The sequence below is a fragment of the Effusibacillus pohliae DSM 22757 genome (genome assembly GCF_000376225.1).
In the GTDB taxonomy this organism is placed as follows: Bacteria; Bacillota; Bacilli; order Tumebacillales; family Effusibacillaceae; genus Effusibacillus; species Effusibacillus pohliae.
Genome location: NZ_AQXL01000130.1, coordinates 44,735 through 70,968, shown reverse-complemented (window position 1 = coordinate 70,968; position 26,234 = coordinate 44,735). Strand labels below are relative to the sequence as shown.

Sequence of the window (26,234 nt, the reverse complement as noted above, 5' to 3'; positions counted from 1 at the left end):
CGACCGGCACCTCCAGACAGAATAAAAGCGAAAACATTCTGCCCCTTTATTTCGACAAGATGCCGCCGATTCCTGCCGCTTCCTCACAGATATTTGCCGATTCGGATGACGGTCCGGCCCTTTTTCGTTTGGCCGCCGATTTCCAGCACGCGGATGCGCCCCATCCCGCGCAGCGAGATCACATCGCCTGCTTCCACCGGCATGGAAGGATCTGTCACCGTTTGCCAGTTCAACTGCAGCTTGCCCGCTTTGATCGGGTCGACGATTTTGCTGCGGGCCAATTGAAACGATTCCGCCGCCACCGCGTCGATCCGCAGCGACATGACGGTGAATTCCCGTTCCGCCAATTCGATCTGCGGCGGGCGAAATTCCGCTTTTTCAATCGGCAGCACCCGCACCGACGCCCGCCCCACCTGATGCAAATGCAAACGCAAAAATTCTTCCACATCCCGCGCCGCCACCAAATCGCAGCCTGCGGGTTGCACCGACAGATCTCCGATTTTTTCCCGTTTCAGGCCGAGTCCGAGCAGTGCCCCAAGATAATCCCCATGCTTGAGTGTCACAGATTCGCCCGGAACCTCAATCCGCAGCCAGCACAGTGCGAGCTCGTCCGGTTCCGGCATCCAGTGATCGGGCGCCAGCAGTACCCGCTTGCGTTCCGCCCCGTCCCAGCCGCCATCCGCAAAAACGGCAACATCGCCCACTGTCCGAGCGATGTTCGTGGCGATCCGCACCTGGCGCGGATCCAAGAAACCGGTCAGACACGGAGCGTGGCGGGACGCAGCCCGGTCGGCCAGTTCCAGCATGCGCCGAACGAACGTCTTTTCCTCCGGCCGGTAGTGCATCAAGAGATGATCGTCCATCGTGCCTGCGGCTCGCCTACAAAATCGTTCTCAGCACGGTCATCAACCCTTGCTGGATCAAGTATAACGCGAACAGGGCGGCGATCGGCGAGATATCGATCGGCCCAAGCGGCGGGATGAAGCGTCTGAACATGCCCAGATACGGCTCTGTGATTTTCACCAGGAACTGCCCCAAACTGGTGCGTTCCATATCGGGCACCCAGGACATCAGCACCCTGGCGATCAGTATGTATTCATAGACGCGAAACGCGAGATTGATCATGTGCCAAAGGTTATACTGCATTCCGTCACCTCATTTGCTTTTCGAAGCTGCTTGATTATACTCCGTCTGCTGTTTCAGCAAATCGCTGATCGCCCCTTGGATTTCCACGTTGTCAGGCGCGCACAGGAAAATCTGGTGGCCGATCTTTTCCATTCGTCCGCCGAGCGCGTAAATCGTGCCCGAGATAAAATCCATGATGCGGATCGCATGGTCAAACTGCGCTTTGTGCAAATTCAACACGACCGGCCGATGCGTCCGCAGATGATCGGCGATCGTTTGCGCTTCCTCAAACGACTTCGGTTCGCACAGGATCATTTTCAGTTGTTTTTGCGTGTGTAAACTGACGACAGCCGCCTTCCGCTGCATCTGCACCACATCGGACGAGTGATCCTCGCGTGCCAGCTCCCGCATTTTTTCCGTGCGCGGCTCTTCGTCGGACAGACCGAGAATCTGCATCATTTTATTCCACATGATGTTCCTCCATGCTCATGGTTTCACCAGAATACTCCCCAGGCGGACCATCGTGGCTCCTTCCTCGACCGCAACTTCAAAGTCGCCTGACATGCCCATCGACAAATGCTGCAGCTCCGGATAAGCGGGCAACAGACGGTCGCGTAGCTCACGCAATCCGCGAAACACCGGCCGCACCTGTTCCGGATCGTCCGCAATCGGCGCCATCGTCATCAGCCCGCGTACCCGGATGCGGTTTAGCAGCTTGATCTCATCCAGAAAAGCGGCCAATTCCAACGGCGGCAACCCGCTTTTCGTCGGTTCGCCGGAAATGTTCACCTGAACCAGGCAGGTCACGTGGAGATCCCTTTTTTCGGCCTGTTTTTGCAATTCCTTCGCCAATGACAGCCGGTCGAGCGAATGAATCCATGCAAAATGGGGCAGTACATCCTTCACCTTGTTGGTTTGCAAATAGCCAATAAAATGCCATGTAGCCGGCTGCCTGATGGCGTCCAGTTTGGGCAAGGCCTGCTGCACCCGATTCTCGCCGAGATCGCGAATGCCTGCGGCAAGGATCGCCCGCGTTTCTTCGACGCCGACATATTTCGTGACGGCGATGACAGTCACTTCCTCCGGCCGGCGGCCGGTCCGCTCGCAGGCGCGCTCGATCCGTTCCCGGACGGCTGCGATTTTTTCCCGATAGTCCATACGATCACCACAGTTTGTCCCTGATTAGTACTATTCTTCCTCGATGGCAAAATTTCCTGCTGCAAACAGGTACGGAAAAGCGTGCAAACCTTCATCCGAAGCACCCTGCCATTTTAAACAAGGACGATCAACCCCGCGAGCCTGCCTGTTTTCCCCCGTTCCGCCCGATGCGAAAAATAGGTCTCCGTGTCGCAAGCAGTGCAGCCGCCGACGCGCGCCACGTGCTCCGGCAGCAGGCCCGCTTCCAGCAGAATGTGCCGATTGACGGCAGGCAGCGGCAGTTGCCACCGCTGATTGTCGTTCGCTTGAAAGAACTGCTCCGCCTGCGGATATTCTTCGACAAACGGGACGAATACCCTCTCGTCCACCTCATAACAGCACGCGTCAATCGCCGGACCGATCGCTGCCAGCAGTTGCGCGGGGTCGCTTCCGAACCGCTCCTGCATTGCGTGCACGGCCTCTTTTGCAACCTGGCTCATCGTGCCTTTCCAACCGGCGTGCACCGCCCCGATTGCCTTGTTGACCGGATCGAGCAGCAAAATCGGCACGCAGTCGGCTGCAAACGTGGAAAGGACGATGCCTGGCCGGTTGGTAACCAGCGCGTCCACACCCGGCAGTGCGTCTTCATAGGATACAGACCCTCGCCCTATGTCGCCTTCCTGAACGACCGCCACCCGGTTTCCGTGCACCTGCTCGCCGCACACCCACTGGTTCAGGTTTACGTTTAATTCCTCGCAAACAAGCTGCCGGTTTGCAATCACGTGCTCGGCCTGGTCCCCGACATGCAGCCCCACGTTTAAACCGTGCCATGGACCGGTCGACCCACCCCCCAGCCGGGTGGTGAACAGCGCCTTGGCCAAGCCTGTCCGGTTGATGTTCTCGGCATGCAAAAAACGCGTCGCCGCCATCCGCCTTCTCCTCTTTTCCCAGTTCTTCTCTTGGCATCGTATCATAAACCGGGTGCCGTTGACAAAGATTTTGGCCCGCCATGACTCCCCAGCTCACGATTATGCCTGGAAATCTTCCGCGAAAATCTTGTCCTTATCCAATTCGATCGCCTTCAGTACCGAAGATACAACAGCACCACTCTCTGAATAAGCCTGCCGTTTGCCAGCCATACTAGGGGCTGACGATGAATCAAAAATATCACCGGCAGCCCGGTTTCTGTATCCGCAAAAGATGCAAATCCGTAATGTGGCGTCTTGTCCCAACCCCCAACAAAAAAATGCGCTTCATCCAGCGCATTGGGATCGCCTCTTCCGTTCCCCCCGCCAATCGCAGCCGGTCAGTTCCACCCCGCCCGGGCAAGTGGCCCGCTTCCCGCCAGTCTCAATACCCGCCCGACTGCTCGTCATAGTCGTTGGGATTGCCGGGCCGCCTGCCGCCTTGTGAAGGGGATGCGTACGGTCCGGCGAAAGAATTCAGCTCCACCAGCACGACATCCGCCCCGATCTTGACAATCTGACTCCAGGGGATCACATAATCCTGGGACGAACCGAAGATGCCAAAAAAACGCCCCGAGCCCGGAACCACAATCGCCCGCACCATCCCGTTTTCCACATCGATATCCAGGTCGCCGATCATTCCCAGGCGCTTGCCGTCACCGATGTTCACCACATCTTTCGATTGGAGTTCCGATACTTTAACCATGACAACCCCTCGTTGTGAAATTTTGCCCTCACTACAACTGTATGCACGGACACAAAAAAAAGTCGCCCGATGCGACCGGACGAGACAATTCGAATCAAGGACGTATGTATTTTTGCATGTGGCTGATGGCCGCTTTTTCCAGGCGCGAGACCTGCGCCTGCGAGATGCCGATTTCCTCGGCCACCTCCATCTGGGTCTTGCCTTCAAAAAATCGCATCGATAAAATCCGTTTCTCGCGTTCGTTCAACTTCTGCATCGCTTCCAGAATGGCGATCTCTTCCACCCATTGCGAGTCCTGATTTTTCTCGTCGCTGATCTGGTCCATCACATAGATCGGGTCGCCGCCATCATGGTAAATCGGCTCAAACAACGAGACGGGGTCCTGGATCGCATCCAGGGCAAACACCACATCCTCTTTCGGAACCTCCATCGCTTCCGAAATTTCGTTGATCGACGGCTCCCGCAAATTTTTATTCGTCAGTTGATCGCGCACCTGCAATGCCTTGTACGCGATGTCGCGGAGACTGCGGCTGACGCGGATCGGGTTGTTGTCCCGCAAATACCGCCGGATTTCGCCAATGATCATCGGCACCGCATAGGTCGAGAATTTGACGTTCTGCCCCAGGTCAAAATTATCGATCGCCTTCATCAGTCCGATACAGCCGACCTGAAACAGATCATCCACATACTCGCCGCGGTTGTTAAACCGCTGAATCACCGACAGCACCAATCGCAGGTTGCCGTTGACAAGTTTCTCACGGGCGGATACATCACCTTGCTGCAATTCGACAAACAGCTTGCGCATTTCGGTATTGCTGAGAACGGGAAGTTCGGCGGTGTTGACGCCACAGATCTCCACTTTGTTACGCTTCATGTCGTCATTCCCTCCATGTTGAAAATCCGCCGTGGGATTCGTCAACAGTATTTCCTTGGAGGGAAGAATTATGCACCGATGGAAGTCAGAGCATTTTGTTAAACTCTTTACGCAGCCGCTTAATAATCCGCTTCTCCAGCCGTGAGATGTAGGATTGCGAGATGCCAAGCAGGTCGGCGACATCCTTTTGCGTCATCTCTTTTCCGTCTGCCAGTCCGAAGCGCAGTTCCATGATTCGCCGCTCGCGTTCGGACAGCTTATCGAGCGCCTTGTACAGCAATTTTCGATCGACCTGCTCTTCGATGTTTTTGTAAATGGTATCATTCTCGGTTCCCAGCACGTCCGACAACAGCAGCTCATTGCCGTCCCAGTCCACGTTCAGCGGTTCGTCGAAGGAGACTTCCGAGCGGATTTTGTTGTTTCGCCGCAGGAACATCAGAATCTCGTTTTCGATGCAGCGGGAGGCGTAGGTCGCCAGCTTGATTTTTTTCTCAGGGTCGAACGTATTGACCGCTTTGATCAGCCCGATCGTGCCGATCGATACCAGATCCTCGATGTTGATGCCCGTATTTTCAAATTTGCGGGCGATATAGACCACCAGCCGCAGATTCCGTTCGATCAGAACGGCCCGTACCGCTTCGTCGCCGGACGGCAATTTTTCCAGCAAAAATTCTTCCTCTTCCCGGCTCAAGGGCGGCGGCAGGGCTTCACTGCCACCCACGTAGTAAATTTCCTCAGGTTGAGCGCCCAGTCTGAACAGGAGCCGCAGGTACAACAAGCGAAGCTGCAGCCGGATTTTGTACGGCGTGATCATGAAGTGGTACTCTCCTTCCTCTTTATAGCTCATGCTGAGATCGAAACATCTGAATCGGTGAGGCAGGCCGGCGGCAAAATCGCCCGGTACCCCCGGTCGCCCGCCAGCGGCTTCGGATTGATCGCTACCAATATGTTCGGGACGGCCGTTACCGCTTCTCCCTGGTGGATGACAAATTCGGCCGGCCGGAACGCCAGCAGCATGCCGACCGTCCCGCCTACCCCGCGGTAGGGGACGATTCGCAAGCGGGATTGCCAGGCCCCCTCCAGCCCAAGAGTGCCGAGGTCGAGCGTCACATCCCGCTTCGCCAGGAACGCCTCAACAATCGGTTGCGGCAACAGCGGTTCCAGCGCTTGCCATTCGACAACGGCGACCGGTAAACCGGATAATGGATCGACCAGTGCGTTTCCCGTATCCAGCAGGCCTGTGAACTCCGCTTGCTTGCCATCAAGCGTGATGCGAACCTGCCACAGATTCGATTCCCTGTTTTTTTGCCGCTGGACACGGTTCCAGGCGGCCTTCCCCATACCATATACGACCGGTATCGCCGATAGTACCAGATACAAGACGATGTTCGGCTGCCACCAGCTTTGATGAGCGACAAACACCATTCCGCCAAAGGCGACCGGTTTTGCAAACAAAGCGTTCAGCCCGTACGCCGCTCCTCCAACAACAAATGACGCCAGGTAAAACAAACCGAACAGCCGCAAGAATTCGATCGCCGTTTTCGGACGGAACGTGATCCACACCATCAGGCAGGAAAACAGCAGTTTCGTCAAAACATTCATCGTTGATGTGAGAGCAGCCGGCACAAACAACAGCAAGGCATAACTGGCGCCCAGAACGGAACCGAGCGCAATGCGCCGCCAGCCGACTCGCTTCCGGGCCATCCAGGCAGCCAGCGCGAGAATCACCGCATCCATCACCAGATTGACCAGCCAGACCACATCCACAAACACAACGGGCATGCGGAATCACTCCCGCACTTTTCGATGCCCCTAGTATAGTACATATCTATTACAAATTTTGTCGCAACTTGACGATAGAATAGGGAAATGTTTCGACGGAAAATGATTGACCCGTTTTTTCCACCTCTGCTAGAATGAAATTGGATTTGGTATACAGTATTCCAGAGGTGAAGCCTGATGCTGACCGTCGGCATGATCGGATATGGTTCAATCGGTCGGGATGTGGCAGATTATATTGCATCCGGACTGGCCGGGAACGTCGAGTTAAAAGCGATTTTGGTGAGAAACAAGGGGAACATCGTATCGGATCTGCCCTCCGATTGGTTTGAGGATGACCCGGATCGGTTTTTCAACTTGGGTACCGATATTGTGATCGAAGCGGCAGGCCATGAAGCGGTCCGACTGTATGCGGAACGTTCCCTGCGGAGCGGCAGCCACTTTCTGACGGTGAGCGTAGGCGCCTTCGCCGATCAGGAACTGTATGAACGAGTGATGCAAACGGCAGCCGAAACGGGCAGACAGCTGATCGTTCCGTCAGCTGCAGTCGGCGGATTGGACCGCATCGCGGCGGGAGCGGTCGGCCCGATCGAACAGGTTACATTAACCAGCCGAAAACCGCCTCGTGCCTGGTACGGCACAATCGTGGAACAACAGGTCAATCTTGAGCAGGTAACCGAACCGGTCTGTGTATTCGAGGGGCCCGCAAAGGAATCAGCCCGTCTGTTCCCGGAAAGCGTCAACGTGTCCGCCGCTCTGAGCCTGGCCGGAATCGGATTTGAGCGGACGACCGTCAAAGTGTTCGTCGACCCGACGATCACCAGGAACACGCATGAAATTTCCGCATCTGGCAAATTTGGCGAAATCCACTTGCAAATTCGAAATACGCCGTCCGCCAACCCAAAAACCGGTTACATCGTGGCGATGAGCATCGTAAAGGTGTTGAAAAATCTGTCCACCCCTTTGATGATCGGCCTCTAGCCTACTGCTCCAGACTTCCCGTGAATGTGAGGCGCAACGAGAAAAGAGGCCGGGTCGGCCTCTTTACCTCCACAGTACCAGCTCTTGTTTACGTCCACGCGCTTCCTTTTTGTTCCCTTTTCGGCCTGCGGTTCGGCCGAAACCCGCTTTGTGCGGAGCATACGCCTGCTTGCCTCCCTGCATCAACCTCCGTTGGTCTTTCGTCCGATTTTGCGGCTTCTTGCTGCGAACCGGCTGTTCGGCTGTCAGTTCAATCGGTGCTTCATTGGTGTTTTTCGTCAACAGTTTGAGCGCAGCCGATACCAGCAACAAGGAGTCCTGCTGGTCAAGCAGCTCTTCCGCCAGCGCTTTGTAGCCGCCCAACTCCTCTTTTTCAATGGCGTTCAGCAACTGTTCCATCGCGATCCGCTGCTTGCCAAGTTTTGCTTCCGCAAGCGAAGGCAGCGGTTGCTTATCGATTTTCCGCTTGGTGGCCTTTTCAATTTGGCGCAGGTGATCCAGTTCACGCGGAGTGACAAACGTAGCCGCCACCCCGCTTTTTCCGGCCCGTCCGGTGCGGCCGATTCGGTGCACATAACTGTCAATATCTTGCGGGATGTCGAAATTGTAGACGTGGGTGACACCCGAGACATCCAGGCCCCGGGCGGCTACATCAGTGGCGACCAGAATCTCGATTTGTCCTTCGCGGAATTTGCGCATCACGAGATCACGCTGCCGTTGGCTCAGATCTCCATGCAGTCCGTCCGCTTGGTATCCCCGTGTAATCAGCGCATTCATCAGTTCATCCACGCGCCGTTTGGTCCGCCCGAATACGATCGCCAATTCCGGGTTCTGAATGTCCAGCAGCCTGGTCAGCACATCCAATTTCTGCCGCTCAGGAACTTCGTAGTATACCTGTTCAATCGTCGGAACGGTTACCTCTTGCGCTTTCACGGTCACAATTTGAGTCTCTTTCATAAACTTTTCGGCCAGTTTTTTGACTTCCGGTTTGATTGTCGCGGAGAACAGCAACGTCTGTCTCGCTTCCGGACACCGACTGAGAATCGCTTCAATGTCCTCCACAAACCCCATATCCAGCATCTCGTCCGCCTCATCCAGCACGACCATCCTGATCGTGGAAAGCCGGATCGTCCGCCGGTTGATGTGGTCAAGCAGCCGGCCAGGCGTGGCGATGATCACATGCGGCCGATTTTTTAACGCTTTGATTTGGCGGTTGATGTCTTGTCCGCCATAGACCGGCAGCACGCGAACCTGTTTGCGGAATCCGACTTTGCGAATCTCTTCCGCCACCTGAATGCAAAGCTCCCGGGTGGGCGTCAGGATCAGCCCTTGCACCGTCTCATCGTCCGGATCCACCATCTCCACCATCGGGATCGAAAAAGCAACCGTCTTGCCGGTGCCGGTGTGTGCCTGGCCAATCAGATCCCTTCCAGCCAGCGCAACAGGTATGGCTTCCGCTTGAATCGGAGTGGCCGATTCAAATCCCATCTCCTCCAGCGCCGCCAATACGGGAGAACTTAATGTAATGTCTGTAAACTGTTTCACTCAAATACCTCTTTCGTCAACAAGTACTGGGTTCAACACCACTGTGAGCGGAATCGTCCTGCTTGTGTATTTTGTCAAGTTTGAAAAAAATAACCCGTTGGGAGTGCCCCAAACGGGTCCGTTCAACCTACAGTTTGGTTACGTTCGCTGCTTGCAAACCGCGATTTCCTTGCACAACCTCAAAGCGCACGCGCTGTCCTTCATCGAGGGATTTGAACCCTTCACTGAGAATCGCGCTGAAATGAACAAACACGTCATCGCCGCCGTCGACCGAGATAAAACCATAGCCTTTCTCCGGGTTGAACCATTTTACTGTCCCTTGTTGCATGCGGGAATCCTCCTAAAATGCCATGACTCGCATGGCTGCAAATACTCATTTGCCCAAATCCGTTATGACCAGAAAAAAACCGACCAGTCTTACAGCCTATGAGAATGGCTCGACCGATCGGCTACTCATCACATCATAAGCAAACATTTGTGCAAACGGCTTATCAATGACTCGATTATACCACATTTACGGCAACTGTCAAATGCGACTGTGCAAGCCGTTCTTTTGTGCCCGGATGCAGGAGGTGGTTCCGCCAGTTCAATAATTGCTGCCATTCGGCTATTTCGCTTTCTCCCACAACTCCTTGATCTTTGGCGGCACCTTCACATTGACACTTGTGTCCCAGGTAATGGTCACATCGCCTTTCGTAAATGTCTGACACGCCAACCGGTATCCTTCCTGCAGTTTGTCGCCCAGTCGGGCAATCTCCTGTTTCTTGATCGGAGTCAAATTTTCCGCACCTTGCTCGATGTGGATTTTGCATGTTCCACATAAGCCGCCGCCGCAACGGTAGGGGATTCCTCCCTCATACCGGATGGAAGCGCGCAGAATGTTCGTTTCCCTATCTGCTTCAATTTCAACCGACTTGTTCGTGCTCGCAAAGTGAATCCGCGGCATTGGCATTCCCTCCTGACTGTGCGTATTGCTCCAGCAACTGTCCAATCTTATCAAAATCCGGCCCGATCACGACCGCAAACTGTTGCCCATTGCCGACCTCTGTCACCGGTGCTTTCCGCACCCCATACCGCGCAGATGATTTACGCGACCGGATCTTCCGCCAGCAGGCCGGTCAGGTATCGTTTCAGGTTGTCGTAAAAACTGTCGGCCGACATGCCGGTAATAAATTTTTTGCTGACCAAGGCGTACGGCGTATTTTTGCAGATTCCGCAGATGCCGCCGCACTTCATTTCCAAGTATTCGATCGCAAACTCAACTTCGGGAAACTCCCGCTGGATCCTCGAAAATACGGCAGCTGTGGAAGCGTGTTTCAACAGGTTGGTTTCGCACACTTCAATCCGGATGGCCAAGGCTTACACCTCCTTGCCCTGCGTGGCCCGCAAATAGGCTTTCCTCGAATTTTCAATGTGAATCTTCGTCAGGTTTTCCGCCAGCTCGACTTCCTTGTTGCGCACCGCTTCCAGAATGTCCCGGTGTTCCCGCATCGCCTGCTCCATCCGGCCCGGCATCTCATGTCCAAGATGGGCGAACGCCCGGATGTAATCGAGCAGCCCGCTCAGCATTTCGTACAACCTGGGACTTTTTGCCGCTTTGTAAATCTGTTCATTGATCTCGATGTGGAGCTGGCCGATCTCCTGTTTGGAATCACCGTTCAAATAAAGGTCGATTTGCCTGATCATCCGGCCGAATTCGACCGCCGTTTGGTCATCGATTTTTTGCGCGGCCAGGCGGACCGCCAATGCCTCGAGCGATGACAGGATCGTGAAAATCTCTTCGATCTCCTCACGGGAAATTTGCGTCACCACCACGCCACGCCGCGGCACCGTCACCACCAGCCCGGCCGATTCCAGCCTGAACAGCGCTTCCCGGATCGGCGTCCGGCTGATGCCCAGCTGTCCGGCCAGTTCCCGCTCGACCAGGCGGTCGCCCGCCTTGTACACCCCGTTCAAAATCTGCTGCTTCAAATACTGGTAGACTTTATCCCGAATCGGCACCAGTTCTTCCGCAGCCCACAGTTCCTGCTGCCCATGCATCCTGGCGGCTCACCTCCTTGCCTGCAAGCTGCCGGTTAACTGAGAAACAAAGCCCCATACGCCAACGCTCCCGAGATCACGAAGGCCGGGTGAATCTTGATGACCTCCAGCGCCACATAACTGGCGATCGCCAGCACGCCGGTGTTGAGCCACCCGCTGGCGTGCCACGCATCAAGCAAAAATTGGTACGCCAGCACAGCGAGCAGCACCGCCACCACCGGTTGCACCGCCCGCGTCATCGCTTTCACTTGCGGGGCTTCCCGGAACAGATCGACAAATTTGAACAGTACCACCACAGCCACCGCCGAAGGCAGCACGGTGGCGATCAGAGCGACCGCAGCCCCCGTCACACCGCCCACCTGGTATCCGACAAACCCGGCCATTTTCGTCGCGATCGGTCCCGGCAGCGCATTCCCCAAAGCGAGCAGATCGCCGAACTGTTTCAACGTCAGCCATCCGTAGTGGTCGACCACTTCCTTCTGGATCAGCGGAATCGAAGGCGGACCGCCGCCATAGCCCAGGATATTCGATAGAAAAAACGCCCAAAACAATTGCAGATACGTCATAATTTTTCCGCCGTCCCTTTCGCTGATGAAGCAACCGTATTTTTAAAGGTAGTCTTGAAAAATGCGACCGCCAGGAACACGACAATCAACACGGCCGGATGGATGCCCAGTCCCTGCAAAGCCAGCAGGCTGACGAGCGTCACCAGAATCGCCCGCACCGGCCCCATCCCTTTCCACGTTTTGGCGAAAAACTCATACGCCATCACCGCCAGCATCACCCCGATCACAGGTCCTACCGCCCGGATCATGCCGCTTACCACGGATGATTCCCGGAGGGCGTACAGCGAGCCAAGCAGCCCGATCATGGCGATGACGGTAGGCAGAATGTGGGCCAGAATCGCGACAACGGCACCCGAGGTGCCTTTCACCCTGTATCCGATGTAAGCGGCCATTTTCGTGGCAATCGGGCCGGGCAGCGCGTTCGCCAACGCAAGCACATCGCCGAAATCTTCGTCGCTCATCCATCTGTACTTTTCGACCGCTTCATACCGGATCAAGGGGATCACCGAGGGGCCCCCGCCGTACCCGAGAACCCCGGATCGTGCAAATCCGATGATCAGTTGCCGATAGGACATCGAAATCCCTTCTTTTCGCTTGAACTAGAGCTTGATGTTCGGCTCGGCGACCACCGTGTGGCCTGCCGGGGCCAGTGCTTCCTTCAGTGCCTGCAGCGCAGCCGTGCCAACCGCCGTATCCTGTTCGCCGTTGCCGCCGCTGATGCCGACGCCGCCGATCACCTGGCCGTCGACGACAACCGGGAAGCCTCCTACGAAAATGGCGAACTTGCCCGGAAACATCAATTGGATGCCGTACGCCTCGTTGCCGGGCAGCGCCGGTCCGTTCGGCTCTGTGTTGAACAGATGGGTGGAACGTTTGTGGCCAGCGGCCGTAAACGCTTTTGCCGCCGCGATCTCCGGACCGGTGATGCGGGCGCCGTCCATCCGTTCCAGCGCGATCAGGTGGCCGCCGTCATCGACGATCGCGATCGTTTCCGGGACGCCAATCTCCGCTGCTTTTTGCTTCGCCGCCTCGATCATCCGTTTTGCGTCCGCCAGTTCCAACTTGAACACTTGTTTCATATCCACTCTCCTTCCGTCTCAATACCCGAAGTACACTGTCTTCATCTGCGTGAAAAATTCCAGTCCGACCCGGCCCGATTCCCGGAATGTGGACGAGCTCGATTTTTTCAATCCGCCAAATGGCACGTTCATCAGGTTACCGGTGGTCGTGCGGTTGACCTTGACTGTGCCGGATTGAATCTCTTTGACAAAAATTTGCGCCTTTTCGAGATCCTTCGTGACGATCGATGCGGAGAGTCCGTACTCGACCGAATTGGCCACCCGCAGGGCTTCTTCCAGGCTGTCGACCGCGATCACAGCCACGACCGGCCCAAAAATTTCTTCCCGGGCGATGCGCATATCCGGTGTGACACCGGTAAAAATGGCCGGCCGCACGTAGTAGCCTTTACCGTACTCGCCGTCTGTCAGATGTTCGCCACCGTACACCAATGTCGCCCCTTCCGCCCGGCCGACTGCCACATAGTCAATCACCGTTGCCAGTTGACTGCGATTCGCCAGCGGACCGATCTGCACGCCGTCGGTAAAGCCGTTGCCGATTTTTAACCGGCTGGTGTGCTGCACGAGCTTTTCCACGTATTGATCGTGCACGGAACGCATCACAATCACGCGGCTGGTGCCGGTGCACGCCTGGCCCGTCAACTCAAAACCGCCTTTGATCGTCAGCTCCACCGCTTTCTCCAGGTCGGCGTCTTCCATGATCAAAAGCGGATTTTTGCCGCCCAACTCCATCTGGGTGCGGGTCGTCAGCGGCACGGAACGGTGGATCGCTTCTCCCGCCTGCGTCGATCCGGTGAACGTGACCGCCTTGACCGCCGGATCCGCGGTCAATGGCTGCCCCACCTTCGACGCGGATCCGGTCACAAAGTTCAGGACTCCGGCCGGAACCCCGGCATCGACCAACGCTTCCACCAGCCGCAACCCCATCAACGGCGTATCGGATGCCGGCTTGAACACCACCGTGTTGCCGGTGATCAGGGCGGGGGCGATTTTTCTCGCCGGAATGGATACGGGAAAATTCCACGGGGTGATCACCGATACCACCCCCAAAGGTTCGCGGATCGTAAACACGAGGGAAGCGGGATCGTCGTTCGGGAACGTTTCGCCGCTGAAACTGAGGCCTTCTGCCGCATAATAGCGTAAGGTGGCGGCGGAGCGTTTGACTTCCATTCGGCTGGCGGAGATCACTTTTCCTTCTTCCCGGGTCAGTTCCTGCGCGATTCTCTCCAGCCGACGTTCCAGAAGATCGGCCGCTTTGTTCAGAATCTCCGCCCGCTTGGCGGGAGCTGTCCTGGCCCATCCGGGAAACGCTGCTTCCGCCGCGCGGATCGCCCGGATCGCATCTTCCGCCGTGCAGGCCGGAAAACGTCCGACGATGTCTTCCGTATCCGCCGGATTGATGCTGTCAAACGTTTCGCCGTTCGACGCTTCCACCCATTCGCCGCCGATGTAATTTTTGTACGTATGGACTGTGGTTCCGATCATCCTGCCACCTTCTTCATTCGTTGATACAGGCCGGAACGGCAGTTTTCCGCGCGGGAAAACTGCCGTTTGCCGCCGATTGAGGCTGCTACACTCCTACTTTTTCGAGATCCGGCTGCACATAGGCGCGATAGAGTCCATCCATGTACATCCATCTCATTTTCGCGCCGGTGCGCACGATTTCCAGGCAGCGTTGCTGCAGTTCGGGGGTATCCGCATAGTCGAGCACGATTTGGTAGCCGCGCTCCCCGTGAATTTCGTCCGATACGATGTGCAGGTCGAAGAATTCGACTTCTTCATCGGTAAAACCGTATTTTTCCTTCAACGGCGGCAGCTGCTTGCGGTAGATGTCCGGCACCTGCGATTCGAGACCGACGATCAGAGCGGCGGTCGCCACCACGAAATGCTCCCGGAAAGCGACAGCGTAACACCAGCTTTGCAGCCCGAGCGTAGTGGGCAGCATGTTGGCCGGGTCGGTCACCCGTTCGCGGGTGGTCCCGCACGCTTCCGCAAATCGGATCAGCAGGTCGGTGTGCCGGTCACCCCCCAATTCTTCTTCCCACATGTTTTGCAGGATAAAATCCTTTGCGTCCGTCAGTTTGTCGGGAATGTTCGCGTAGATGTAGGCCAGATAGTCGGCAAACGGGCCTACGTAGTGGTAGTGGTTTTCCGCCCAGCGGGCAAAATGTTCACGCTGCAGCTGCCCGTTCGACCAGGCGACACTGAACGGAGACGCCTGGCTGTGCTTGCCCTTGATCGCTTCCTCCAACTGTTTGCGAAACTCTTCGCGTGGCAACATTTCGGCCATGACAAGATTCCTCCTTTGTTTTGCGGGCCGGGGATTCGGTCAGTTCACTGCTGTTTATTGTATATGGTATACCAAACTATCAAGTATTGAGCCGCCGAACCCTCATACGCCCGTGATTCGTTTGCTTTAGCAAGTGCGATTGGTTTACACTTATGCGTTCTTGGTATTTGGTATACCAAAATTCTTATCTTCATTTTACCGATCCATCTCTATTGCGTCAACTGTTTTTTGCAAAACTTTCAAACTCTTTACCAGATTACAAGCGCCACGATCGTCGACAACACCAGCCCCGCCACAACCGGCAAGAAGTTTTTGCGCGCCAGTTCGATCACAGGTACGCCTGCAAAACCGGCGACCGCCACCAGCGATGACCAGGCAATCAGCGTGCCGCCGCCCGTCCAGACCGATCCCATCTGTCCGATCGCCGCCAACGTGGCAGGATCCACATGCGCCCCAGCCGCCAGTGCCCCCGATAGACTGCCGGTCAACGGCAATCCGGAAAAACCGGAACCTTCCAGCCCGCACAACATTCCCACCAGCAAAATGCCAAACGCCGTAAGGAATCCGTTCGCCGGGATGAACGACTGAGCCGCCTGCACCAAATCCGGCAGAAAATGGGGTGCCTTCATTCCCTCTTTCAACGACAGAATGGTTCCGGCAAAATCACCGCTGCCGAGGAAAAAGAAGCCTGCGATCGGCACGACCGGCCCCATCGCTTTGAACGCAAACACGAATCCTTCCACCATATGCTCGCTGATTTTATCGAGCGCGTGCACACGGCCGTATGCAAACGACGCCAGCACCAGCAACAGGGCTGCCACACCGCCGATAAACGCGGCGCCGTCACCGCCTTCAAATCCGCCCATCCGCCCGTTGATTTTGGTAGACGCCATATAGACCACAACCGCCAGCAAGGACAGCGGGACCAGTACGGCGAACAGCTTGCCCCATTTTTCCATGGCGGTCATCTGAGGAGAGCCGGTTTCCGATGCGGCAGACACTTCCGCCTGCGTCTGCAGGGAGCCGAGGATGCCAAGTTCGCGGTCAATTTCAAGATCCCCCGCTTTTCGCATACGTTTGGCCATCAGCGCATAGGAAACGATCATCGCCGTTCCGCCGGTGATCAGCGACAGCAGCAATCCGCGGTCGGCGACCAACGATTTGTCGACGCCTGCCGCTTTCGCGCTGAGCATCGGAGCCACTTGCATCACATAGTCGGACGACAAGGCCATGCCCTGACCCGCAATCGCAACCACCATCGCCGCGCCCATCGCCGGCAGGCCCGCCCGAATCGCCGCTGGGATCAGCAAAGCGCCAAGCAGGGGTACAGCAGGAGTCGGCCAGAAAAAGAGGGAAATGAAATAGGTGATCCCGGCCAACACCCAGAAGGCCACGTGTCCGTTGGTGAACACTTTTTGGATCGGTGTGATCATCCTCTTGTCCGCTCCGAGATCTTTCAGAGAATGCAGCAGCGCCACCATGAACGTGATGATCAGAAAAATGCTGAACAGTTCCTTCGCCGCTACCAGATTCGCATTGAAAATCGCCTGCAGTCCACCGACAAAACTTCCTTTGTGCACCCAAGCGACCAGCAATGTGCCAACGAGAGTCGGCAAAACGACGCCCCTTCGAAACAGAACCGTGAGGATCACGACCAGGGTCACCAAAGCATAGATCCAATGAGCTGCGGTTAATGTCATTTTTTCGCACACCTTCTTCCTGAACTTTTTGACTTTTTGATCGACAACCAGCGATTCCCTTTTGTGCGCCCGCCCGTTTCCGAACATTCACCTCCTTTAGCGCGACCTGGCACCTCTGGTGCCTTGGCGCGACTAATGCCCTTTGGGTATTTCCGCGAATTGGGTTGCAAATTCAGGATACGCGTTGTAAATCCCTTCTGTTTGTCCTAATCTGTCCTAATCGATTTGCAAAATTTGCCGCAGCGACTCGGTGAGGTTGTGCAGCGCTTCTTCCACAATGTCCTTGCCTGCTTCGTAGCTTGCCCGGGTAGCGTCGCCGATGCAGCCGTTGGCCGTCATTTCTTGATACCGGTATGTTCCTTGCACAGCATGGCCCGGACGCAGCAGGCGCCAGCGTCCTTCCCGGATATCCCCTTTTTCCAGCCGGTCGGGATGCACCAGATGGGGAGCCAGGTAAAGCGCTTCCGACACCTCGCGTTCACAACTGTGGCCGTACAGCGTCGACGTGATATGCTTCTTCATCGCTTCCCTGGCGGATGCGGTGGTTTTCGCGTAATAAAGCTCCGCCCCCAGCTCATGCGTCAAAATCGTGCAGGCGACGCTCAGTGTCGATTGATTCCCGCCGTGCGAATTGAGCAACAGAAACTTGCCGATGCCGTGCTGCTGCAAGGACCACACGATATCCCGCAACAGGCGGATCAGCGTATCCGGCTGCAAAGTGATCGTTCCCGGAAACTCGATGTGGTGAATCGAAACGCCAAAGTTGACGGGAGGCGTCACCAGAACGTGCGGGTGCAACCGTTCCGCCAGTTTTTTCGCCATTTCGGCTGCCAGTACAGCGTCGCAGCTTTCTTTCATGTGAGGACCGTGCTGTTCGTGAGCGCCCACCGGTATGATCGCCAGTTTGACCGTCTCGAGGGCTTGCTTCACCTCCGGCCAGGTCATTTCAGTGAGAAGATAGGATTTCATGCGCGCAACCTCCTGCTTCTCGACCTAACAGTCAAAATTGTGTTTTGTATACCAACCTACCAACATCATAGCAAATCGTCCGCAAAATATGAATATTCTTTGAAAATTTTTTTCAACCTGACCACTAGAAAATATTTCTAAATCAAGGATTCCCCAAGAAATCCGGAGATTCGACCGCATCCGACACAATCGCTTCACTTGTTCTCAAGCCCAGCTGTTTGGTATACAATATACAAAAATGTTAAACACAGAATCCAACCAAAGCCGGTGATCCTATGAAACCGTTCCTGTTTCTATCCCTGATCGGCCTATATCTGATCGCAACCCTTTTTCGCCTGCAGGGGTTGGTCCCGGTGATCTCCCTGCTTTCGCTGCTCGCGGTGATCCTGTCGATTCCCGGTTCGTCCCGTCTGGTACAGGCTCTGACCGGACTGTTTCTGCTGACCGGCAGTCTGATGCTGTGGAGCGGACACATCGACTGGTACTCGTATGTAACCGCTTATGGCGGGATGCTCAATCTGTTAAGTTTGTTTGCGCTGATTCCGCTGCTGGCCCTGCCGATTCCATTGGGCGGCTACAACACGGCGATTGAGCAAGTGCTGCAGCGGCGGGTCAACACTCCGCAGCAGCTGTACCGGACGGTGTCGGGGCTGGCTTTTTTCCTGAGCAGTTTTTTGAACCTGGCCACCCTCCCGCTGATGTACTACAGTGTGCAAGGAGCGGTGACCCGGTTTGGCATCCGCAACAGCAAACGGTTTACCTCACTCGGTATGATTCACGGCTATGCCCTGCCGATTTTGTGGACGCCGGTGGCCCCGATCGTCGGCGTCGTCATGGACCTGACGAAAGCGAACTGGTTGCGGATGTTTCCCTTATTGTTCGGGTTGAGCGTCGTCAGCTTGCTGCTCGATTGGCTCCTGCAACAAGTTGCCGGCCACCAGGTCGCAAAAAAGCGGCTTCCGCTTGAAACGAAAGCCGAAATTTCATTGCGGGAATTGGCGGCCACGGCGGACTCGGCCACGTGCAGCGGCAGCCATTCTCCGTCAAAACAAAAATTGACAGAACTTGCGGGAGCAGTCATTCTCTTTCTCATGCTGGTGGTGGTGCTTGAGCACTGGCTTCCGTTCGGACTCGTGACCACCGTGACGATCCTCAGCCTGCCGTTTGCATTCGCCTGGGCGATGCTGTTGGGGCAAGCAAAATCGTTTTGGCGGGAGGTGCACAACCATGTTACCGTGCAGATTCCGAAGATGGGGGAGCAATTCGCCATTTTTTTGAGCGCCGGATTTTTTGTCAAGGCGTTGCAACTGTCCGGCTATAGCGAAACGATCAACGGGGCGGTGCTGCAAATCGAACGGGCGATCGGAGTGGGAGCGTTTCTCGCTTGCTTGCCGCTGCTGCCGCTTGTACTGGCCTACTTGGGGATGCACCCGGTGGTGGCGATCACGCTGCTGGCGCAATCGCTCGATCCGGCCAGCCTGTCCGTCTCGGCCAACGCTCTGACGCTCGCCCTGCTGGGCGGAGCGGTGACGACTTTCATCATGGGACCGTTTAACGCCACACTTGGCATTATGTCGTCCCTCATCAAGGAAAATCCGTTCCGCATCTCGCTTTGGAGCTGGCCGTTTACCGTCTGCTTTTTGCTGTTGCTGCTGCTGACGGTCGTACTGTTGTTCTGACGCACCTTCCGACTATTGTAACGATGCCAGATATGCTTTTTTCGAGTTTTCGATATGGATCTTCATCAGATTCTCGGCCAGTTCCGCTTCCCCGTTGCGCACCGCCAGCGCGATATCGCGGTGTTCCCGCAGCGCTTGCTGTCTGCGGCCCGGCTGTTCATGGCTGAGATGGGCGAACGCCCGGATATACTCGTACAGGCTGCTGACCATTTCGTACAGTTTCGGGCTTTTTGCCGATTTGTAGATGGTGTCGGCGATCTCCAAGTGAAACTGGTTCAGGTCTTTGCCCGTCTCCTGCCCTGCCAACACATTGTCGATCTCAGCGATCATCAGATCCAGCTGGAAGCGGTGTTCCGGGTCGATTTTCTGGGCTGCCAGTTTGACAGCCAATCCCCCCAGGGCGGACATGATGGTGAATAGTTCCACCACCTCGTCAGGCGAAAGTTGGGACACGACGACTCCTTTGCGGGGAAGCGTTTTTACGAATCCTTGCGACTCCAATCGAAACAACGCTTCCCGGATTGGCGTGCGGCTGATATTCAGCTTGTCGGCCAACTCCCGTTCGACGATTCGCTCGCCCGCTTTCAATTCGCCGTTCAGAATCGCCTGTTTGATATACTGGTATACTTTATCCCTGATCGGACTCAATTCTTCCGGATCCCATTGATTGTGACGGTCTTTTTCCAACATTCCGGCTCCTCTCGTCGGCGAGATTCCCGCTTGCACGTTGATATTTCCAGTCTTTTCTACTGGTTCGACAGACAAATGCGGTCTCCTGCTTTATTCTATCCCAAAAATAATACTTCCGGCCTCCCATAAAAAAAGACACTATTAAGTCACTCCAAGTCCGATACTTGGTAATTAGGGATTGGTAATATGATCTCTTGATCCCTTTTGTACTATGCGGTCGCTTCCTTGGTGACCTTTAACCCTACGTACATTCTTGATGCCCTTGGTATTCACCACCAGGCTCTCAATGTCTTTCATCTCCAGCCTATTGTAACATGTTAGGTTTCCTAACGTAAAATATGGACCATTTTGAATAAAGAAGATACGATACAGGTATGGACCATCAAACATCCGATACCAATCGGGATATTTTTAGACTTACTTGACAATTCAGTTTACTCGGCCTAGTATAATAGACAATAGATCTTTCTAACTTTCAACATTCGAATCAGAGAATACCAAATTTCCCTCGGGCCAGATTGTGAGGAAGATTAAACCAGTGAAGGTGAGAGTACCTTTTAACGTTCTAAAGCAGGAAATTATAAAGGCATACAATTCAATCAATCAGGAAATGTACGCCATTGGGGTCAGTTCGCAACGGATCGAGTTTCTAGGAGACAAGATTCTCATCTGTGCGGTACATAAACGGATTCCGGCCTTGAAAGTGTTGGATGATTCCCAACGAACGCTAACCCGTATGGTGGACAGTTCCTTAATTGAACTGAACAAATGGCAGCTAGCAAACAGAATTGAAGAGATCGTGGGTGTTCCGATTAAAACGGTCCTGAAGGATTATGATCCCCGCAGCGAGATGGCAGCGACGGTCGTAATTTTTGAGGATTCGCTTGAAGAGTAACATGAGCAGGTGATAAAGACCTCACCAAGAGGCTTTAGAACCGCTTATCATGACTACTTCCTAAGCCGGGTACGGCTTGAGGTATGCATGGTAGGCGGTTTTTTTATAAACAGCAATCTTGAAAGCTTGAAAGGGGAGTCTGCATGCATACTGCGTCATCCAAGTACAAAGTTTCTTCCGTGTTAGAAGCGCTTAATATCATCACGCGCGGACGGGTCGTCATGAACTGGCGGGAGATTTCGGAGAACAGCAATCCTTATGTGGTCACCAAAACTTCCCATATCCCTGGGAAAAGCGTGATCGAAATACCGGGACTGGTTTTTGGCAACATGGAGAAAACAATCACCAAGCTTGGCGTTGTCATGACCATGACCGAATCGGTGATTGAACTTGCTTCCGCGATGGGCATAGAGCTTTTGGTTGTACATCATCCGGTTGCGGAAGCAGCCAACTCGGGCGGAGTGCCGTTTACCAATTATCTGCCCCTCTATGACATAGCGATTATTGAACTGCATGAGGCATTTCACGGGCTGCACCCGGGAATCACTTTTATTCACGGCCACAGAGTGCAGAAAACGGATACTTGTTTCGGAGGCATTCACGGGAATGTTTTGCATGTAGGAAAGGCGCTCGATGAGATCAAGACGGCCGGAGACATCATTCGCCGTCTGGATCATTTTATCGGGCGCAACATCGAAAGAGCGCTGCTCTTGTCGGAGCGGGAAGTGCGTTCCGCCGATTGCATCGAAGAGACAACCGTCGCCAATTCCGCATTGTTGCTCAACGGAGACTTGGACAGTCCGGTTAAAAATATCTTGCACTTCTTTCCGCACACCGGGTTTAATACGGAACACCTGTACCATGCTCTTTCCTTGTATCCCGAGACAGACACGTTGATCGCAAGCATCAGCCGCGTCCGCTCGACTCATCCGCTCGTTCAAGAAGCGAAACGTCTTGGCTTGACATTCATCGTAGGCAATCCGCATTCTGTCGAGATCCTTGAAAACGGAATGCCCTTGGCATACGCACTCGATTATTTATTGCCCGGATTGGATGTCTATGTACTGCGTGAACGGGTTACTGCCACCCCGCTGCAACAAATGGGGCATCAGGAAATTCAGGTTTACGGGCAGGAAATCGCATTAGGTTACTTAATTCCCGCCGGGATGAAAGATCCGGTTCGCCTCGGCGGGGATGAGATCAAATCCAATTTGCTCTGGTTAAAATGAGAAATGGAGGGACAGTTAACTATGAAAAAGAATCAATTTTTCGTTTCCATGTTCACAATTGCTTCCTTATTAGCCTTTTCGTTAACCGGTTGCGGGGGTTCAACATCATCTACTTCCAACATGCAGGACAGTTCCAAGACGGATCCGTCCAAGAACATTCAAACCGTCCGGTTCTCCGAGGTCATCCGTTCCCTCTTCTACGCTCCGCATTATGTCGCAATCGAGAAAGGATTTTTTAAAGAAGAAGGTATTCAGGTCGATATGGTGACATCGCAAGGGTCGGATAAAGGAACGGCCGCCTTGTTGGCAGGAACCGCCGACATTTCACTGGTCGGACCCGAAACGTCGATTTATGTTTTCAACCAAAACGGAGAAAAAAAGGTCAAAGTCTTTTATCAACTGACGGGCACTGACGGATCGTTTCTCTTGTCGCGCAAAAAAATCGACAATTTCAAATGGAGTGACGTGAGCGGCAAATCGGTCGTCGGCTGGAGACCCGGAAGCGCTCCCCAGATGGTGCTGGCGAATGTTTTAAAGAAGAATAACGTGAACGCGGAGGTGATTACGAATATCGCGGCACCAGCCATGGTCGGGGCGTTTGAAAGCGGGAAAGGCGATTTTATTCAAGTTTTTGAACCGGTCGCGTCCATGCTGGAGCAATCGGGAAAGGCATATCTCGTTGCATCAATGGGGGAAGCGATGGGCACGTTCCCGGAAACTTCCTATGTGGCCACGACCGATTACATCGCAAAGCATCCAGACGTGATTCAGGCGTGGACCAACGCGGTTTACAAAGCAACGCAATGGATCAACAGCCACAGTTCCGATGAGGCGGCTGCGGTTATTGCACCCTATTTTGAAGGATCGTCGAAAGAGCTGATCGCCAAGTCGATCGAACGCTATAAAAAGTTGAATACGTGGCCCGCCACTCCCGTGATGACAAAGGATCAACTCAACATTCTGCAAAACGTTTTGATTGAATCAGGCACCTTAAAGCCGGAGCAAAAAGTCAAGTATGAAGACGTGGTGGACACAACGTTCGCAGAAAAAGCAGGGAAGAGCGGCAAGTAATGACACGGGAAAGAGTAGAAAGCAAGAGAGTTATGAAGAGCGGCAAAGTAGCTTAGAGGGAGGAGTTTCATGGCTCAAATTGAACTGCGCGAAGTCTCATTGCGGTATTTTACGATGAAAGAGGAAACGGAAGCGCTGCGGAATATTAACCTTTCGATTGAAGAGGGAGAATTTATCAGCATTGTGGGCCCCAGTGGTTGTGGGAAGAGCACGCTGCTTTCCCTGATCTCTGGATTAATCCAGCCAACAGAAGGGGAAGTGCGCTTATTCGGGGAGCGTGTTAAGGAACCGTCGAAACGCATCGGGTATATGTTGCAGCACGACCACCTTTTTGAATGGCGGGATGTTTTGCATAACTTATTGGTCGGGGCGGAAATCCGCGGCATGGACCGAAAGGAAGCGACAGAGCGGGCATTGGAGTTGTTGAATCGGTACGGGCTTGGCGGATTTGCCCACCATAGCCCGAAACAACTTTCCGGGGGGATGCGCCAGCGGGTGGCACTGATTCGAACATTAGTCGTTCAACCGGATATCCTTCTGCTCGACGAACCGTTCTCCGCGCTTGATTACCAGACCCGCCTGGCATTGGCGGATGAAATATCAAGCATTTTGAGGGAGCAGGGAAAAACAGTTATTTTAGTGACCCATGACATTTCGGAGGCAATCTCGATGGCGGACCGGGTGATCGTCATGTCCCGCCGGCCAAGCACGATCAAGGCGGACCACCGGATTGAATTTGCCGGGGGACGTCCGTCGCCGTTTTTCACTCGGCAGGCTCCGGAATATAACGATTATTTCAATACGATATGGGGGGAATTGGAAGACAATGTCCGCGTTTAATACCGAGAAGTTCGAAACTGCAAACCTCGAGCCGGTTCAAAGCGCCGATCTGTATGTGGCAAAAACGGCAGCATCCGCTGCACAACAACTTCCTGAATGTAGTGCGCCCTACCTGCAATACTTGCAACAGCAAAAGCGCAGGCTGCTGTGGATTCGCATGGCACGGTTACTTGTTTTGGCCGTTTTTCTTGCGGGATGGGAATTGTCCGCAAGGTTGCATTGGGTTGATTCAATGCTCACCGGCATGCCTTCGCAAATTGTATCGTCTTTCAGCGATCTCCTGTTGAAGGGGAAGATTCTCAACCACACTTTGATCACAGGTCAGGAAACGTTGCTCGGTTTTTGCGTGTCGATGATCATCGGAACTTTGTTGGCGATTCTTTTATGGTGGTCCGCGTTTTTGTCGAAAGTGCTGGACCCGTATCTGGTTGTGTTAAATGCGCTTCCCAAAGTGGCACTCGGGCCGATTTTCTACATTTGGCTGGGTGACAGGCTGTCAATCTACGGGATGGCGATCGCGATTTCCATTATTGTCACTGTCATCATGCTGGAGTCCGGTTTCAAAGAAATCAGCAAGACGAAGTTAAAGTTGATGGAATCTTTCGGCGCCACGCGCTGGCAGATGTTGCGAATGGTGGTGCTCCCCGCCAGCATCCCAAATTTTGTCGCAACGATGAAGGTGAATGTCGGTTTAACCCTGGTTGGGGTGATCATGGGAGAATTTCTGTCGTCAAAGGCCGGACTCGGATTCCTGATTATTTACGGAGGCCAGGTTTTCCAAATGAATCTGGTGATGACCAGTATCGCGTTGCTCGCGATTTTATCGATTGTCCTGTACGGAGTGATCACTTATATCGGCAACCTGATGCTGAAAAAATATCACTTTGAGTAAAATCGGTCCGGAATCATATCCCGTCCCACAATCAAAAGTGAGACGGGATGCTTTTGTTTTTACTGGTTGGACTGTTATTTGCCGTTGTTGCGGCGCAAGAAGGCAGGTACATCGATGTCATCCGAACTGCCGGCGCTTTGAAACGGGCGAATATCCAGCTTGCTTAAGGGTCTCTGCGGGATCGGACGCTCTTTGTGTTCAAAGCCCGTTGCAATCACGGTGACAACGATCTCGTCCTTCAGATTCTCGTTGATAACCGCGCCGAAAATCATGTTGACTTCCGGGTCGGCGGCGGAGGACACGATTTCGGCAGCCTCGTTCACTTCAAACAGGGACAGGTTGGAACCGCCCGCTATGTGCATCAGCACACCGCGCGCCCCGTCGATCGACGTTTCCAGAAGCGGGGAACAGATCGCCTTTTTCGCCGCTTCCGCCGCCCTGTTTTCGCCGCTTGCAATGCCGATCCCCATCAGGGCGGAACCGCGCTCGGTCATAATCGTCTTGACATCGGCAAAATCGACGTTGATCAGGCCCGGCACGGCGATCAGGTCGGAAATGCCGGATACGCCCTGCCGCAACACATTGTCCGCTTCCCGGAACGCTTCCAGCATCGGCGTATTTTTATCGACGATTTCCAGCAGCCGGTCATTCGGTATTACGATCAACGTGTCAACCTTTTCTTTCAGGTTGGCGATGCCCTGTTCCGCTTGCGTCATCCGGCGGCGGCCTTCAAACGTGAACGGCTTGGTGATCACGCCGACCGTCAGCGCGCCCAGTTCCTTGGCGATTTCCGCGACCACCGGAGCCGCCCCTGTTCCCGTGCCGCCCCCCATACCGGCGGTGACGAACACCATGTCAGCTCCGCGCAGCGCGTTGGTGATCTGTTCGCGACTCTCTTCCGCCGCTTTTTTGCCGATCTCCGGATTCGCCCCGGCGCCGAGACCGCGCGTCAGCTTTTCCCCGATCTGCAGACGCTGGTGGGCTTTTGACAGTTGAAGCGCCTGTGCGTCCGTGTTGACAGTGATAAATTCAACACCCTTGATGCCCGATTCGATCATTCGATTGACCGCGTTGCAACCGCCGCCGCCGCATCCGATGACCTTAATCTGGGCGAGAGAATCTATTTCAAGATCAAATTCCAGCATACAGTTTCCTCCTCGATCATCTTACCATTTCGGCCCATTC

The 26,234-nt window shown here is 54.5% G+C and carries 30 protein-coding genes; 7 read left to right on the top strand and 23 right to left on the bottom strand.

Going from position 1 to position 26,234, the window contains the following annotated elements; genetic code table 11:
- Positions 1 to 83: 83 nt before the first annotated feature.
- The 9 genes from C230_RS0114530 to spoIIGA all read right to left on the bottom strand — a co-directional run bounded on the left by C230_RS0114530 (position 84) and on the right by spoIIGA (position 6,589).
- Positions 84 to 863, bottom strand: coding sequence for a YlmH family RNA-binding protein (locus C230_RS0114530; RefSeq protein ID WP_018132783.1), 780 nt, complete (start codon positions 861 to 863; stop codon positions 84 to 86).
- A gap of 16 nt (positions 864 to 879) precedes the next feature.
- Positions 880 to 1,146, bottom strand: a complete 267-nt coding sequence (locus tag C230_RS0114525) for a YggT family protein (protein WP_018132782.1) — start codon at positions 1,144 to 1,146, stop codon at positions 880 to 882.
- A 9-nt stretch (positions 1,147 to 1,155) separates the two neighbouring features.
- Complete coding sequence (locus C230_RS0114520) at positions 1,156 to 1,596, bottom strand: cell division protein SepF (RefSeq protein WP_018132781.1); 441 nt, start codon at positions 1,594 to 1,596, stop codon at positions 1,156 to 1,158.
- A gap of 15 nt (positions 1,597 to 1,611) precedes the next feature.
- Positions 1,612 to 2,283 (bottom strand): YggS family pyridoxal phosphate-dependent enzyme, encoded by a 672-nt coding sequence (locus C230_RS0114515; RefSeq protein ID WP_018132780.1) that lies wholly within the window; start codon positions 2,281 to 2,283, stop codon positions 1,612 to 1,614.
- Positions 2,284 to 2,396: 113 nt separating this feature from the next.
- Positions 2,397 to 3,191 carry a peptidoglycan editing factor PgeF gene (gene pgeF / locus C230_RS0114510; RefSeq protein WP_018132779.1) on the bottom strand — a complete coding sequence of 265 codons (795 nt, stop codon included), beginning with the start codon at positions 3,189 to 3,191 and terminating at the stop codon, positions 2,397 to 2,399.
- 421 nt (positions 3,192 to 3,612) lie between these two features.
- Entirely contained in the window at positions 3,613 to 3,933 is a 321-nt protein-coding gene (locus tag C230_RS20560; protein WP_018132777.1) for a YlmC/YmxH family sporulation protein, read from the bottom strand.
- Between the two features lie 94 nt (positions 3,934 to 4,027).
- Entirely contained in the window at positions 4,028 to 4,807 is a 780-nt protein-coding gene (gene sigG, locus C230_RS0114495) for an RNA polymerase sporulation sigma factor SigG (RefSeq protein ID WP_018132776.1), read from the bottom strand.
- Between the two features lie 85 nt (positions 4,808 to 4,892).
- On the bottom strand, positions 4,893 to 5,621 hold the full coding sequence (gene sigE, locus C230_RS0114490; RefSeq protein WP_018132775.1) for an RNA polymerase sporulation sigma factor SigE: 729 nt from the start codon (positions 5,619 to 5,621) through the stop codon (positions 4,893 to 4,895).
- Between the two features lie 29 nt (positions 5,622 to 5,650).
- Positions 5,651 to 6,589, bottom strand: coding sequence for a sigma-E processing peptidase SpoIIGA (gene spoIIGA, locus C230_RS0114485; RefSeq protein ID WP_018132774.1), 939 nt, complete (start codon positions 6,587 to 6,589; stop codon positions 5,651 to 5,653).
- Positions 6,590 to 6,766: 177 nt separating this feature from the next.
- On the opposite strand from spoIIGA, the gene C230_RS0114480 reads away from it, so the two are divergent.
- Entirely contained in the window at positions 6,767 to 7,567 is an 801-nt protein-coding gene (locus C230_RS0114480) for an aspartate dehydrogenase (RefSeq protein ID WP_018132773.1), read from the top strand.
- Between the two features lie 63 nt (positions 7,568 to 7,630).
- Here C230_RS0114480 and C230_RS0114475 read toward each other — a convergent pair whose 3' ends face one another.
- From C230_RS0114475 to C230_RS0114420, 12 genes are all read right to left on the bottom strand, one after another.
- Positions 7,631 to 9,112, bottom strand: a complete 1,482-nt coding sequence (locus tag C230_RS0114475) for a DEAD/DEAH box helicase (RefSeq protein WP_018132772.1) — start codon at positions 9,110 to 9,112, stop codon at positions 7,631 to 7,633.
- A gap of 127 nt (positions 9,113 to 9,239) precedes the next feature.
- Complete coding sequence (locus C230_RS0114470; protein WP_018132771.1) at positions 9,240 to 9,440, bottom strand: cold-shock protein; 201 nt, start codon at positions 9,438 to 9,440, stop codon at positions 9,240 to 9,242.
- 279 nt (positions 9,441 to 9,719) lie between these two features.
- Positions 9,720 to 10,058 carry a 2Fe-2S iron-sulfur cluster-binding protein gene (locus tag C230_RS0114465; RefSeq protein WP_018132770.1) on the bottom strand — a complete coding sequence of 113 codons (339 nt, stop codon included), beginning with the start codon at positions 10,056 to 10,058 and terminating at the stop codon, positions 9,720 to 9,722.
- 140 nt (positions 10,059 to 10,198) lie between these two features.
- Entirely contained in the window at positions 10,199 to 10,468 is a 270-nt protein-coding gene (locus C230_RS0114460; RefSeq protein WP_018132769.1) for a DUF1450 domain-containing protein, read from the bottom strand.
- A 3-nt stretch (positions 10,469 to 10,471) separates the two neighbouring features.
- Entirely contained in the window at positions 10,472 to 11,152 is a 681-nt protein-coding gene (locus C230_RS0114455) for a GntR family transcriptional regulator (protein ID WP_018132768.1), read from the bottom strand.
- A gap of 35 nt (positions 11,153 to 11,187) precedes the next feature.
- Complete coding sequence (locus tag C230_RS0114450) at positions 11,188 to 11,718, bottom strand: chromate transporter (RefSeq protein WP_018132767.1); 531 nt, start codon at positions 11,716 to 11,718, stop codon at positions 11,188 to 11,190.
- Positions 11,715 to 12,293 (bottom strand): chromate transporter, encoded by a 579-nt coding sequence (locus C230_RS20555; protein ID WP_018132766.1) that lies wholly within the window; start codon positions 12,291 to 12,293, stop codon positions 11,715 to 11,717. Before C230_RS20555 ends, C230_RS0114450 begins: the two co-directional genes overlap by 4 nt.
- A gap of 24 nt (positions 12,294 to 12,317) precedes the next feature.
- Complete coding sequence (locus C230_RS0114440) at positions 12,318 to 12,797, bottom strand: GlcG/HbpS family heme-binding protein (RefSeq protein ID WP_018132765.1); 480 nt, start codon at positions 12,795 to 12,797, stop codon at positions 12,318 to 12,320.
- Positions 12,798 to 12,815: 18 nt separating this feature from the next.
- Complete coding sequence (locus C230_RS0114435; protein ID WP_018132764.1) at positions 12,816 to 14,279, bottom strand: aldehyde dehydrogenase family protein; 1,464 nt, start codon at positions 14,277 to 14,279, stop codon at positions 12,816 to 12,818.
- Between the two features lie 85 nt (positions 14,280 to 14,364).
- On the bottom strand, positions 14,365 to 15,084 hold the full coding sequence (locus tag C230_RS0114430) for a TenA family transcriptional regulator (RefSeq protein WP_018132763.1): 720 nt from the start codon (positions 15,082 to 15,084) through the stop codon (positions 14,365 to 14,367).
- Positions 15,085 to 15,332: 248 nt separating this feature from the next.
- A complete protein-coding gene (locus C230_RS0114425) occupies positions 15,333 to 16,784 on the bottom strand; it encodes a hypothetical protein (RefSeq protein WP_026174333.1) in 1,452 nt (483 codons plus the stop codon).
- A 216-nt stretch (positions 16,785 to 17,000) separates the two neighbouring features.
- Positions 17,001 to 17,753 (bottom strand): creatininase family protein, encoded by a 753-nt coding sequence (locus C230_RS0114420; RefSeq protein ID WP_018132761.1) that lies wholly within the window; start codon positions 17,751 to 17,753, stop codon positions 17,001 to 17,003.
- Positions 17,754 to 18,028: 275 nt separating this feature from the next.
- Here C230_RS0114420 and C230_RS0114415 point away from each other — a divergent pair, with 275 nt between their 5' ends.
- Positions 18,029 to 19,432 carry a hypothetical protein gene (locus C230_RS0114415; RefSeq protein WP_018132760.1) on the top strand — a complete coding sequence of 468 codons (1,404 nt, stop codon included), beginning with the start codon at positions 18,029 to 18,031 and terminating at the stop codon, positions 19,430 to 19,432.
- Between the two features lie 12 nt (positions 19,433 to 19,444).
- Here the strand turns inward: C230_RS0114415 and C230_RS0114410 are convergent, their stop codons facing one another.
- Positions 19,445 to 20,197, bottom strand: coding sequence for a GntR family transcriptional regulator (locus C230_RS0114410; RefSeq protein ID WP_322786197.1), 753 nt, complete (start codon positions 20,195 to 20,197; stop codon positions 19,445 to 19,447).
- Between the two features lie 463 nt (positions 20,198 to 20,660).
- Between C230_RS0114410 and C230_RS0114405 the strand changes: the two genes are divergently transcribed.
- From C230_RS0114405 to C230_RS0114385, 5 genes are all read left to right on the top strand, one after another.
- Complete coding sequence (locus C230_RS0114405; protein ID WP_018132758.1) at positions 20,661 to 21,017, top strand: Na-translocating system protein MpsC family protein; 357 nt, start codon at positions 20,661 to 20,663, stop codon at positions 21,015 to 21,017.
- A gap of 143 nt (positions 21,018 to 21,160) precedes the next feature.
- Positions 21,161 to 22,246 carry a Nif3-like dinuclear metal center hexameric protein gene (locus tag C230_RS0114400; RefSeq protein ID WP_018132757.1) on the top strand — a complete coding sequence of 362 codons (1,086 nt, stop codon included), beginning with the start codon at positions 21,161 to 21,163 and terminating at the stop codon, positions 22,244 to 22,246.
- 21 nt (positions 22,247 to 22,267) lie between these two features.
- Entirely contained in the window at positions 22,268 to 23,317 is a 1,050-nt protein-coding gene (locus tag C230_RS0114395; RefSeq protein ID WP_245533998.1) for an ABC transporter substrate-binding protein, read from the top strand.
- Positions 23,318 to 23,386: 69 nt separating this feature from the next.
- Positions 23,387 to 24,157: an ABC transporter ATP-binding protein gene (locus C230_RS0114390; RefSeq protein WP_018132755.1), complete on the top strand. Its 771-nt coding sequence runs from the start codon at positions 23,387 to 23,389 to the stop codon at positions 24,155 to 24,157.
- Positions 24,144 to 25,049: an ABC transporter permease gene (locus C230_RS0114385; RefSeq protein ID WP_018132754.1), complete on the top strand. Its 906-nt coding sequence runs from the start codon at positions 24,144 to 24,146 to the stop codon at positions 25,047 to 25,049. Before C230_RS0114390 ends, C230_RS0114385 begins: the two co-directional genes overlap by 14 nt.
- A gap of 74 nt (positions 25,050 to 25,123) precedes the next feature.
- On the opposite strand, the gene ftsZ is transcribed toward C230_RS0114385, so the two are convergent.
- Complete coding sequence (ftsZ, locus tag C230_RS0114380; RefSeq protein ID WP_018132753.1) at positions 25,124 to 26,194, bottom strand: cell division protein FtsZ; 1,071 nt, start codon at positions 26,192 to 26,194, stop codon at positions 25,124 to 25,126.
- Positions 26,195 to 26,234 lie beyond the last annotated feature (40 nt).

What these genes read in the sequence shown, in the direction of transcription:
- C230_RS0114530 (WP_018132783.1), bottom strand. Translation starts at nt 863, where the DNA reads ATGGACGATCATCTCTTGATGCACTACCGGCCGGAGGAAAAGACGTTC.
- C230_RS0114525 (WP_018132782.1), bottom strand. Translation starts at nt 1,146, where the DNA reads ATGCAGTATAACCTTTGGCACATGATCAATCTCGCGTTTCGCGTCTAT.
- C230_RS0114520 (WP_018132781.1), bottom strand. Translation starts at nt 1,596, where the DNA reads ATGTGGAATAAAATGATGCAGATTCTCGGTCTGTCCGACGAAGAGCCG.
- C230_RS0114515 (WP_018132780.1), bottom strand. Translation starts at nt 2,283, where the DNA reads ATGGACTATCGGGAAAAAATCGCAGCCGTCCGGGAACGGATCGAGCGC.
- pgeF (WP_018132779.1), bottom strand. Translation starts at nt 3,191, where the DNA reads ATGGCGGCGACGCGTTTTTTGCATGCCGAGAACATCAACCGGACAGGC.
- C230_RS20560 (WP_018132777.1), bottom strand. Translation starts at nt 3,933, where the DNA reads ATGGTTAAAGTATCGGAACTCCAATCGAAAGATGTGGTGAACATCGGT.
- sigG (WP_018132776.1), bottom strand. Translation starts at nt 4,807, where the DNA reads ATGAAGCGTAACAAAGTGGAGATCTGTGGCGTCAACACCGCCGAACTT.
- sigE (WP_018132775.1), bottom strand. Translation starts at nt 5,621, where the DNA reads ATGATCACGCCGTACAAAATCCGGCTGCAGCTTCGCTTGTTGTACCTG.
- spoIIGA (WP_018132774.1), bottom strand. Translation starts at nt 6,589, where the DNA reads ATGCCCGTTGTGTTTGTGGATGTGGTCTGGCTGGTCAATCTGGTGATG.
- C230_RS0114480 (WP_018132773.1), top strand. Translation starts at nt 6,767, where the DNA reads ATGCTGACCGTCGGCATGATCGGATATGGTTCAATCGGTCGGGATGTG.
- C230_RS0114470 (WP_018132771.1), bottom strand. Translation starts at nt 9,440, where the DNA reads ATGCAACAAGGGACAGTAAAATGGTTCAACCCGGAGAAAGGCTATGGT.
- C230_RS0114465 (WP_018132770.1), bottom strand. Translation starts at nt 10,058, where the DNA reads ATGCCGCGGATTCACTTTGCGAGCACGAACAAGTCGGTTGAAATTGAA.
- C230_RS0114455 (WP_018132768.1), bottom strand. Translation starts at nt 11,152, where the DNA reads ATGCATGGGCAGCAGGAACTGTGGGCTGCGGAAGAACTGGTGCCGATT.
- C230_RS0114450 (WP_018132767.1), bottom strand. Translation starts at nt 11,718, where the DNA reads ATGACGTATCTGCAATTGTTTTGGGCGTTTTTTCTATCGAATATCCTG.
- C230_RS20555 (WP_018132766.1), bottom strand. Translation starts at nt 12,293, where the DNA reads ATGTCCTATCGGCAACTGATCATCGGATTTGCACGATCCGGGGTTCTC.
- C230_RS0114440 (WP_018132765.1), bottom strand. Translation starts at nt 12,797, where the DNA reads ATGAAACAAGTGTTCAAGTTGGAACTGGCGGACGCAAAACGGATGATC.
- C230_RS0114435 (WP_018132764.1), bottom strand. Translation starts at nt 14,279, where the DNA reads ATGATCGGAACCACAGTCCATACGTACAAAAATTACATCGGCGGCGAA.
- C230_RS0114430 (WP_018132763.1), bottom strand. Translation starts at nt 15,084, where the DNA reads ATGGCCGAAATGTTGCCACGCGAAGAGTTTCGCAAACAGTTGGAGGAA.
- C230_RS0114425 (WP_026174333.1), bottom strand. Translation starts at nt 16,784, where the DNA reads ATGACATTAACCGCAGCTCATTGGATCTATGCTTTGGTGACCCTGGTC.
- C230_RS0114420 (WP_018132761.1), bottom strand. Translation starts at nt 17,753, where the DNA reads ATGAAATCCTATCTTCTCACTGAAATGACCTGGCCGGAGGTGAAGCAA.
- C230_RS0114415 (WP_018132760.1), top strand. Translation starts at nt 18,029, where the DNA reads ATGAAACCGTTCCTGTTTCTATCCCTGATCGGCCTATATCTGATCGCA.
- C230_RS0114400 (WP_018132757.1), top strand. Translation starts at nt 21,161, where the DNA reads ATGCATACTGCGTCATCCAAGTACAAAGTTTCTTCCGTGTTAGAAGCG.
- C230_RS0114395 (WP_245533998.1), top strand. Translation starts at nt 22,268, where the DNA reads ATGAAAAAGAATCAATTTTTCGTTTCCATGTTCACAATTGCTTCCTTA.
- C230_RS0114390 (WP_018132755.1), top strand. Translation starts at nt 23,387, where the DNA reads ATGGCTCAAATTGAACTGCGCGAAGTCTCATTGCGGTATTTTACGATG.
- C230_RS0114385 (WP_018132754.1), top strand. Translation starts at nt 24,144, where the DNA reads ATGTCCGCGTTTAATACCGAGAAGTTCGAAACTGCAAACCTCGAGCCG.
- ftsZ (WP_018132753.1), bottom strand. Translation starts at nt 26,194, where the DNA reads ATGCTGGAATTTGATCTTGAAATAGATTCTCTCGCCCAGATTAAGGTC.